This is a genomic window from Sphingomonas sp. 10B4 (assembly GCF_035019905.1).
Classification (GTDB): domain Bacteria; phylum Pseudomonadota; class Alphaproteobacteria; order Sphingomonadales; family Sphingomonadaceae; genus Sphingomonas; species Sphingomonas glacialis.
Map to the genome: position 1 here is coordinate 1 of NZ_JASJVC010000100.1, position 9,854 is coordinate 9,854.

Annotated in this window: 7 protein-coding genes; 3 read left to right on the forward strand and 4 right to left on the reverse strand. The window is 62.7% G+C overall.

Translation table 11 applies throughout. The features are described from left to right. Positions 1-233 precede the first annotated feature (233 nt). From QN347_RS17775 to QN347_RS17785, 3 genes are read left to right on the forward strand one after another with little or no spacing between them, the layout of a single operon-like run. A complete protein-coding gene (locus QN347_RS17775) occupies positions 234-2,786 on the forward strand; it encodes a TonB-dependent receptor (RefSeq protein WP_323494257.1) in 2,553 nt (850 codons plus the stop codon). Between the two features lie 14 nt (positions 2,787-2,800). Beyond that, positions 2,801-4,069, forward strand: coding sequence for an MBL fold metallo-hydrolase (locus tag QN347_RS17780; RefSeq protein WP_323494259.1), 1,269 nt, complete (start codon positions 2,801-2,803; stop codon positions 4,067-4,069). Between the two features lie 43 nt (positions 4,070-4,112). Then, positions 4,113-5,189, forward strand: coding sequence for a hypothetical protein (locus QN347_RS17785; protein WP_322164228.1), 1,077 nt, complete (start codon positions 4,113-4,115; stop codon positions 5,187-5,189). Between the two features lie 182 nt (positions 5,190-5,371). On the opposite strand, the gene QN347_RS17790 is transcribed toward QN347_RS17785, so the two are convergent. The 4 genes from QN347_RS17790 to traA are packed head-to-tail and all read right to left on the reverse strand — an operon-like array spanning position 5,372 to position 9,729. Beyond that, positions 5,372-5,833, reverse strand: a complete 462-nt coding sequence (locus tag QN347_RS17790) for a hypothetical protein (RefSeq protein ID WP_322164227.1) — start codon at positions 5,831-5,833, stop codon at positions 5,372-5,374. A gap of 20 nt (positions 5,834-5,853) precedes the next feature. After that, a complete protein-coding gene (locus tag QN347_RS17795; protein WP_322164226.1) occupies positions 5,854-6,129 on the reverse strand; it encodes a hypothetical protein in 276 nt (91 codons plus the stop codon). A 2-nt stretch (positions 6,130-6,131) separates the two neighbouring features. Then, entirely contained in the window at positions 6,132-6,842 is a 711-nt protein-coding gene (locus tag QN347_RS17800) for a DUF6118 family protein (RefSeq protein WP_322164225.1), read from the reverse strand. A 34-nt stretch (positions 6,843-6,876) separates the two neighbouring features. Further along, a complete protein-coding gene (gene traA / locus QN347_RS17805; RefSeq protein ID WP_416194530.1) occupies positions 6,877-9,729 on the reverse strand; it encodes a Ti-type conjugative transfer relaxase TraA in 2,853 nt (950 codons plus the stop codon). Positions 9,730-9,854 lie beyond the last annotated feature (125 nt).

Genomic DNA, 9,854 nt, shown 5'->3' on the forward strand with positions numbered 1-9,854 from the left:
GCATCCCCGATGACTCGCACGCCAAAACGTCGACGGGAATCCCTAATCGGACTCAAATGTAAGGCGAGAACCACTAGCATCCCGACCCGTCAAGGCAATCAGACTATTAAGTTAAGTGGACTTAATTCTGTAATGGGGGTGAGCTAGGGGCGCTTCCAACGACGGTTCGCTTTGGGGGGAATCGGATAGTTTTGGGGAAAACCATGACCTGCCGAACATACATTCAAGCTGTCTTGCTCGCGGGCACCGTTCTGGGTGCGTCGCCGGCAATGGCCCAGACTGTTGAGCCGCAAGTGGCCGCGAAAGCGGACGACGCAGTGGACGAACCGGTCCGCGATATTGTCGTGAGTGGTCGCCGGCGGCTCAGTCAGTCTCCACAGGACGCCAAGAAATCGAACATCGCGATTGCCGACAGCATTGGCGCGCTTGAAATCCAGAAGCTGCCGGACGTGACGATTGCCGACGCGCTGACGCGCGTGCCCGGTGTGTCGCTCCAGCGCGGCTACCAATCGCAAAAGTCGTGGTACGCGACGATCCGGGGCTTGGACGGCAATTACAGCAGCGTCGATCTCGATGGCGGCATGTTCTTCGACTCAACGCGCAACGACCGGGCCGTCTATCTCGACACTGTACCGGCGAACGCCATCAACGAACTGGTCGTCTACAAGACGGTCACGCCCGACATGGACGCCAATTCGATCGGCGGCCACATCTCGATCCTGACGCTGCGTTCCTTCGATCTGGGCGGCGCTCCCGTAACGCGCGCCGATTTCGGGCTCGACCTGTTTCAAAAAAGCGGTGCGCCGAACGGGCACGGGCCGGGCAAGACTGCCAACGTCGTCGTCAAGCGGACCTTCGGGCCAAATGGCAATTTCGGCTTCGTGGGTGCCGCCTCCTATCACGATGACGATTACAGCCAGACCTATAACAATAGCTCGGCCTACATCGTCAGAAACGGGATCGACGTCCCGACCAGCGCGCTACAGCGCGGCAACTTCGATATTCACGACAAGGGCTACAGCCTGCTCGGCAAGCTGGAAGCTCGTTCGGCTGACAAATTCTACGGCTTCGCCGAAGTGACCTATTTCAACGCGGACATTTTCCAGAACAATTACCGGGGCGGCGTGACGGTCAACCCGACCAACATCACAACGACAACTGAAGGACAGGGTTCGTTTACGGGCGCAAGCGCACAGGCCTACAGCCGCACCTATGATATCAGCCGCAAACTGTGGACCGCGACAACCGGCGCGGAACTGAAGATCGGCGACAATTCCAAGCTGAAGGCAACCGGCTCGATCGAAGGCTCGCATCATAACGAGACGCTGCAAAACGGTGCGATCTACCAGTTTGGCGGCCTGAGCGGCACATATAACCTGACGCCCGATGCTGCCGAGCTTGCGCTCAACCCCGCAACCGGCATGGGCAATCCTCAGAACTGGACCGCGAACCCATCATCGGCAGCGGTCGTCACCCACCTCCCGATGACCGATAAGGTCTACACCGGCCGGCTCGATTACAACCTCAACAGCTTCGCATTCAGCAACGGGTTCGGCCTGTCGGCGGGTGTGAACTGGCGCGAGCTTCACCGCGTTTTCAATCAGTCGGCGGATAACTATACCCTCGCGGCCGGGACGCCGTACACACTGGACAAGGTGCTGGTCGATGGCGGCAAGGGCTCGACGTTCGACGGTCAAGGCGTAGTCTACGTTGATCGCAACGCATATTGGAACTTCGTTCAGTCGAACGGCATCGACACCAGGACCACCTCGCCGACCGGCAGCTTCAATCTGACCGAGGACGTGCTCGCGGGGTATGGCACCGTCAATTATAACAGCGACAAGCTCCACGCGCTGGCGGGCGCACGGTATGAGAATACGGTGGTCGATGACAGCACGGCGCAGCTTGTGAACGGCGCGGCGGTGCCGTTCAGCTTCCATCGTCGCTATGGGTATCTCCTTCCCAACGTGCAGGCTTATTACGACTTTCTGCCGGCCCTGCGCGTGAAAGCCGCCTACACCGAGACGATCGCGCGCCCGACGTTCACGGCGTTCGCGCAAGGGTTGACGATCAACAATTTCAGCAGCCTCAACGTGCTGATCCGGGGCAGTAACCCCGATCTCAAGGCTCGGCTTTCGCACAACTTCGATCTGTCCGTTGAGTCCTACTCAGCGCACGGCTATTTTTCGGCGGGGCTGTTCCACAAGGACATTACGGGTGAGATTTATTATCTGACGACCACCGCCTCCGATCCCGTTACCGGCATCGCTACCCAGATTTCGACACCCTTCAACTCGTCTAGTTCCAAGCTGACCGGCATCGAGTTGAGCGGCGAATGGCGGGATTTCACTAGCGTTGCGCCGTGGCTGGAAGGTGTGACGTTGCGTGCCAACTATACCCGGCTCTGGGGCCGGCTGGGCGTCAAGAACGCGGACGGATCGAGCAGGACGATCGATGGCCTGAACCAGCAGCCGACATACATGGCGAACGTCATGGGCATCTATGATCGAGGACCATTCACGGCCTCGCTGTCCTATGACCGGCGCGGCGTCGCGTTCAATGGCGGCGTCGGCGCTACGGCGCAGAGCGATACCTATGTCCGGCCCTATGACAGTCTGGATGCGAAGCTGGCGCTTCGGCCGATCGGGCATGTCGAGTTGTTCCTTGCGGCACGCAACCTCACCAATAGCTGGTATCGCGAAGCGACCGGCATCGATCGCAAGCAGTTCCTGACCGCCATCCAGTCCGGCCGGTCCTTCACGGTCGGCGGACAATTCAGGTTCTGACGAAAATGTCCGGGATGACCTGTCAACGCCGCCACGCTCTTGCACTGTTCGCGCTCATCGTTGGATCGGCATTCGCCGGTCCAGCGGGCGCGACGACCGCCCCGGCATTGCTGCCGGCGTGGACGCCGGGAACGCTGGATATCCATCACATCCAGACCGGACGCGGCAATTCGACCTTTATCGTTGGCCCTGACGGTACGACGATCCTGATCGATGCCGGCGCGCTCGATCCTGCCGACATCGAGGTCGCTAATGCGCCGCTCAAGCTGGCCCCGGCCGTGCCGAACGCATCGCTGCGGCCGGGACAGTGGATCGCGCGGTATATCCACCAGACCACCCCGGCCGATCACCAACGCATCGACTATGCGATCATCACGCATTTCCACACCGACCATTTTGGCTCGGTCACACCGTCGAGCCCATGGTCGGCGACGCGCGCCTACCGGCTATCGGGTATCACCGATGTCGGCGACGTGCTTCCGATCGGCGTACTGATCGATCGCCTGCAACCCGGCAGCGGCGATCCCGCGCCACACGATGATCTCACCATCCGCAACTACTATGCGTTTGCCGACTTCCTGAAAGCGAAACGCGGGACGCGGTGGATGCCGTTGCAGCTCGGCACCACCGCGCAAATTCATCTGGCGAACACGACTGCCTATCCCGGTTTCAAGGTGCTGGGAATCAAGGCAGGCAGTCGGATCATGGATGGCGCAGGCGGCTCCCGCGCCGTCTTCGATCCGAAGCGGGCAACCGCGCCTGATGGCTCGGCCATGGAAAACCCGTTCAGCATCGCGCTGCGCCTCTCCTACGGATCGTTCGATTATTATGCCGGTGGCGACAATACCGGTTTGGACGAACCCTATGCGCCGGATGCGGTCGATACCGAGAGCGTGATCGCGCCGCTGGTCGGGCCGGTGGACGTGATGGCGCTCGATCATCACGGTAATCGCGATGCGACCAACAGCCATATTCTCGAAAACCTGCGCCCTCGCGTCATGGTGGAACAGGTCTACACCACCGATCAACCCGGCGGGGAAGTCGTGCACCGGATCGCTGCCAAGGGGCTCTATGCTGGTTCTCGCGACATTTTCGCGACGCATCTGTTTCCCCAAACCGAGGAAGCGATCGGCCCGGCAATGATACGTGCGTTCACCGCGTCTGGCGGACACGTCCTTGTTCGTGTCGCACCGGGGGGGGCGTCGTACCGTGTATTCCTACTGGACGACTTGGCAGTGAAGCCTACGATCCGTGCCGTGTTCGGACCATATCAAAGCCGTTGATGGCCTACCCGGCAAACCACACGGGTGCTGTCGGGAGGGCACCATGCGTGTCGCTTTGAAGCCACGGCTGACCCACCTGTATTATAGCGTGCAGGTTGGCAAAACGCTTCTGTGGGTCGCGGCAGACCTGATCGCTTTTTACATCCTTGTGGTCGTGGACAAGCTCTCTGCTGGAACGGTAACGTTTGTTCTCGTGGGGGGCCTCGCTTGGCACGCGATCAGCGATCTGGCGGTTGGAATATTGCTGCGCAATAATCGCATAGAAGCGAGGCGGCTCGCCATCATCGCTGGGTTCGCCATTCCCGTTGCGGCGGCGAGCTTCGTCGCCTCGATCGTGACCGCGCCATTGAACGCATGGCTGGCGCTGGGCTTCATGATGCTGTTTCGGTCAACCTACGCGCTGTTCGACATACCCCACCACGCGCTGCTTGGGCGGATGTCTGTGCTCGGGTTCGACGCGGCACACCTTGTGAGCATCCGCAATCTCTGGGGGCAAATCGCATCCGTTGTGTTGGCCCTGTCCATACAGCCATGGCTCGGCGCTACCGCGTCGCGGACGGTCGTTGTCCTCATGCTCGCTGCGGTAGCAAGCGTCGCTACGCTCTTGTCCGTGCCGATCGTCGTGTTGCTGCGTCAGCTTTGGGACAGGCATGAGCGCATCGACGGCAACACCCCGATCACGGCGCTCCCCGGCAGCGCCCTATCGATCGCCATCCTGCTGATCGCCAATCTCCTCGTCACGGTCGTTGTTTCGACAGCGACCAAGACCATTGTCGGCAACGTCCAACTCGCCATTGCAACGCCGGGCATCGCCCTTGCCGCGTTGACGATCGGCAAGCTGGTGTCATGCATCCCGCTACCTCAAACGGCCACGCGCGATAGAATTGGAACGACCTTTTTCGCAGGGATCGTTGCCCTCGGCATGTCCGTGGCACTCGTAATCTACCAACCTTCGTTTTTCGCTTTCGCGGCTTTCGGGCTGGCGTCGGGATGGGTGAACATTCTGACCTGGAGTTGGATCAGTCAAGTGACCCTTCGCGCAGAAACTTTCGCGGTGGCGACGATGACGACCAAGCTCGGGCTGATCGTCTCCGTCCCGATCGCGGCCATGATCGTCTGACCGAGACCAAATCGGGTTCTCAAAAGGGAACCTGTGGCGGGAATCCGGTCGCGCCCATCGCTAACGGACGCCGGCTGGTTCCACTTTCCCAAAATCTGTTCCCGTTTGAGTTTTCCCGAAATAACCTTCCAGAGATGGAGAAAAGGGAATGTGGCAAATGCTTTGAATTGTCGGTTTGAGCGTCATGCTGATCGATCGGGCTTGCCGGTCAGAAGCCGGCAAGCCAAGTGACGCTCGCCCCATCGGGTTGCGAAAGCCTCCGATATCACCTTCCAATCCCCGCTAGCGCTGTTCGAGCCGTGATTCACGCCCATGCAGGAGCATTGGCACTCCTCGCCCTGGGCGGCCCAACAGGCCGGCGCGCATTTCTCCTGCTCCCGGTAGGGCTGGATGATGTAGACGCTGCCGAACTTGTCGAGGCAGGCATGAACCAGCTTGTTGAACCATGCCTGCGGCAGCTCCCAATGCTTTGCTTTGGCATCCCATTCCGGGTTCTTCCGACCGAACGATCCAAGCCAAGGCCGGTTGGTAAGGGCATAGGGTAGCCGAGCGAGCAGCGGATTTCCTGGCCCACGACGATAGAGAACAGGGACCGCGCCCCGGTTCCAGATTTGTCGTAGTTGGTCCTCGGTTCCCTCGCTCACGGTTGATCCGCTACCTTCGTCTAAGCGAAAGCATCATCGGCAAGGGTGCCGTCACGGCTTTCTACGATCAAAGATACATAGTCTGTGTTGTCGCGCGAATTGAATACGCGCCCGACCACGGTCCAGACTTCCCGGTTGCGCGGATCATCGCGCTTCTTTCCAACCGGCACGCCCGGATTGAGGATCATGTCGCCGATGGCGGGCACTTGACCCGCGAAATCCTCGGGACTGAAATCCACGCCCCCGTCAAACACCTTGCCAACCGTATCGCGATGAAGAATCCTGATATGTGTCATACCTACTGTTTTTCCTCTGGCTTGACCCTGATCGTGCATCGCACCGGCTCGCGCGTTCGAGCTGCGGCCTTGCTGCACCCCTCGATCGTCTCGCGGTTGGCGATCACGATGCGATCACCCGCTGCCATGTTCGCGAAGGCATCGGGCGCTGCGGTCCGCATCATCCGCTGCCCGCCTTCCCACATTGGCATATCGAGAGTGCGTGCGGCCATCCTCTCCGGCCATTGCCACCCTGTCGGCACAGCGCGCGCGACGATCCCGGCGAACACCGCCCACAGGATCATCCCGACGACGATTCCGACGATCGCCGTCCAGATCAACCACCGGTTCTGCTGGTCGCCGCGCCGCGCTGACACGGTGACACCCTGCAAGGCGCGCGTCGCATCGCGCAACTCGCCGGCTGCGGTTTTCACCGCCTGCCGGTCTTCGGCGACGGCGCCGGCGACCCGAGCGACGACTTGGCGTGCCACGGTCTCTTCCTCGGCCGCCTTGCGCAGAATTTCGGCGCGCTGGTAGGTCGCGCTTGCAAAGTTCGTGAGCTGGCCCAGCGTTTCGCTATAGTCGGGAAGCTCGAGGCGATCGTCACGCGCTGCGGCGATGCCCTCGATCGCACGGCGCAACAGAACAATCTCGTCGGACTGGCGCGCCAGCTCGCCGCGCACGCCCTCAAACGCTTCCGCTGCGGCATCCGGCTCGTTATCGTCCTCGGTCATCTCGCCTCCCATTCATATCCGAAAACACGAACCGTCATCGACTCATCCCTCGGTCCCGGTCACGCCCGCGATCGAGAGACGCCGCCAGCTCCTGCCCGATCGACCGGCCCCTCTCCATGCCGGGCACCAGCTCAGGGGCGCGGCGCTGCAACACGGATTCGAGCTGCGGGTCGCGATGCAGCCCGCCCGCGATGCTCTCCATGCGCTTGCCCAGCCTCGTAGCGCCCGCATGGTCGCCGGCACGCTCCATGCTGGCATGCGCCTCCTTCATGCCCTGCCACTGCTCCACGAACCGGCCTGCGCGCTTCTCCGGGTCAAGGCGGACCTGACGCTCGGTCTCCATCGCCTTGGCCGGGCCGCCCGTTTTGCCCTCGGCCGCGTCATGCGCGAGCCGGGGGTTGCGCTCGATCGCGCTAGCGAGGTCGCGCGCGGCATGGGGCCGGGTCTGGTCGAGTGCGTCGCCGGCCTTCGCCAGCGCCTGTTCTTGGTGCGCCAGCACCGGCAACCCCTTGTCCCGCATCCGGCCTATATCGGCTGCGGCACGGCCATAGCGTTCGATCGCGCGGGCCTGCGAGGGTGCCGGCGATCGATCATCCGCGACGCGCTCCGGCGACGTCTCGGGCGCTGGCTTAGGCCGGAACCCGTCGAACATGCCCTTGGCCTTGTCGCGCACCTTCTCGACGACCTGACGCGCGAGTTCCGGGAACCGGATCTCGCGCCGATCGGCGAACGCGCGCGCTTGATCCTGCTCCGGACGCGCATAGTCGCCGGCCATGTCCTTGCCACGCTCATGCGACAGGGCGCGGACGAGCTGGCGCTGGTCGGCGAAGTCGTCGCGGCCATAATGGAGCTGTATAGCGTCGCGGTGCCGCGACATGCCGACATAGGCGCTATGGCGGTCCATGCCCGGGGTGGCGAGAATGTGCGCCCGATCGACCGTCACACCCTGCGATTTGTGGAACGTCGCCGCATAGCCGTGATCAACGTGGGCGTAATCCTTGGTATCGAACGCGACCTCGCGCCCGTCATCGAGGCGTACCGCCATGCCCTCGGACGAGACCCGCTCGATCGTTGCCAGCGTGCCGTTCTTCACGCCCATGCCGCGCTCGTTGCGAAGGAACATGATGCGGTCACCGGTCGCGAACTGGCGCTCGCCGCGCTCGGCCTTCACCGTCACGTCGTCACCAAGGTCGCCGCTTGCGCGCAACCGGACGCGTGCCTCGCCGTTGAGGCTCTGCACCTCGGCGTTGGTGTGGGTGAGAATGATCCGGGATTTATCAGGGTCAGCCTGGCGCGCGCGATCCCAGCCATCGACCAGCTCGCCCCGCGCCTGCTCGCGGGTGTCGGCCGCGTGGACCATGCCGCCTTGGTTATAGGCATGGACCGCCTCACCAGTGCGCCCGGTAGCGAGCTGGCGGGTCGCGTTGCGCTGCCAGTCCTCGCGCTGCCGGCGTATTTCGGTAATCTCGGCCGCGCCGTGGCGCTCGGTGACGCTGCGGAACGCCGCGCCCGCCTCGATCGCCTGCAACTGCTCGGGGTCGCCGACCATGACGACCTTGGCCCCGGCATCGCGCGCCTGGCTCAACACCCGCTCCATCTGACGCGAACCGATCATGCCGGCCTCGTCCACCACCAACACGTCCCTGGGGCCTAGCTGCTCGCGCCCCTGCCCCCATGCGTGTTCAAGGCTGGCGATGGTGCGGCTCTGGATGCCGGACCCGCTTTCAAGGTTCTCGGCCGCGATGCCCGACAACGCCGCGCCGCGCACGGTGTAGCCGGCATCTTCCCATGCCTCGCGCGCAACGCCCAACATCGCCGATTTGCCGCTGCCGGCATAGCCGACGACGGACGCCAGCCCCTCGTTGCCGGTGATCCTGCCGAGCGCGACCCGCTGCTCACCAGACAGGGTAAGCCCTCTGCCCTCGGCCGCCTCCAACGCATGATAAACATGCGTGCCAGCGACAAAGTGCTGATCGGCCCCGGCAAGCTCGTCGCTGGCGCGCTCAAGCCGGGCCTCCACCGCGATCATGTCACGCGACGTGAACCGCTCCTGGTCGCGCCCGTCTTTGCCTAATGCGACCAGCTCGGGGCTGGCGCGCACCGCGCCCATCACCTGGTCGAACTGCTCCTTCCCGTCGCTGTGCCGGAACGCGAACGTCGCAAGGTCGCGGGTGGTGAACGTCGCTTGGCTGCGGGTGATGGCGTCCAGCGCGATCGACGGGCTGGCGACGATTTTCTCGCCATTGTCGTGGGCGATACGCGCATGATCCTCGATCCGCTCCGCCTCAAGCCCTTGGCTTGGACGCCGCGATGCGGCAGGGCCGATCTTGTGCTGCGGCTCCAGCTCGATCCCTTGCGCCTCCAGCGTGCGATGATCGATCCGGCCCTCAAGTCCCAGCTCGGCCATCCGTTCGTTGACGTGCGCGCTCCACGCCTCGCGCCAGTCCTTCAACAGCTCCGTGCTGTTCCAATCGCGATTCTTCTGCCCGAACCCCTCCGGCCCCACGTCGCGCATCGCCAGCATCACATGCGCGTGTGGCTTCGGGCTACCGTCCTCCGCCTTGTCCCAATGCACGTTGAGGTCCGCGACCATCCCGCGATCGACAAACTGCTGCTTCACGAAATCACGGGCGAGCTGAACGCCCTGCTTCTCGTTCATTTCGCGCGGGATTGAAAACTCCACCTCGCGGGCAAGTTGTGCGTCCTTGCGCTTCTCCCCTGCCTCCACCTCATTCCACAGCGTTGCACGATCTGACAGCCGCTCCGGCGCACCCTCCGGCAACATCACCTCGGAGTGGATGACGCCCGCCTTGTTAGAGAAGTCGTGATCGCGCTCTAGCCGCTCATCGAACAGCTCAGAAGCGGAACGATAGGCGGCACTCGCCACGGCGCTCGATCCGTTGGCGCGGCTCACGACCTTGGCGGAGAAATGGTATGAACCGTCCCGGGTTTCTCGGAGGCTTCTACTTGTGAGAAGGAGCTACCATGAGCAAGACGACGAACAAGTTTTCA